The organism is Photobacterium sanguinicancri (assembly GCF_002265265.1).
GTDB lineage: Bacteria > Pseudomonadota > Gammaproteobacteria > Enterobacterales > Vibrionaceae > Photobacterium > Photobacterium sanguinicancri.
Map to the genome: position 1 here is coordinate 1 of NZ_NOIF01000503.1, position 387 is coordinate 387.

Genomic DNA, 387 nt, shown 5'->3' on the forward strand with positions numbered 1-387 from the left:
AAATAATGAAGAACGAAAACTCTTAGTCGGGCTTTTAAATCCCATTCAAAATATAGACTCAAGAGAAATTTTGCATGCTATCTTTAAGAGGCTTGATAATTACAATTCAGAACTAACCAATGAAGCACTCAAGCAATTGAAAGGATATCACTTTCCTTGTCAAGAGTTGATAGAGTCTACATTAGGATGCAAGTTCGATGAAGAACTTACAATTGATCAATTGTTGAATCTATGTATTCCATTTTACTTGGAACATAAAATAGCATACTTTAATTTTACAAACATTGATGCTGAAATAGTTCGAAAAGCAGAAAACAATTATTTATTGATGAACGACGAAGTACAATCAAAATTGATAATTGATGAGTTAATCAATGAGGATAATAG

General features: G+C 30.2%; 1 protein-coding gene. It reads left to right on the forward strand.

From position 1 onward, the window contains the following. Window positions 1-387: hypothetical protein (locus ASV53_RS25770; RefSeq protein WP_189337981.1), on the forward strand; the 387-nt coding region annotated here is incomplete at both ends.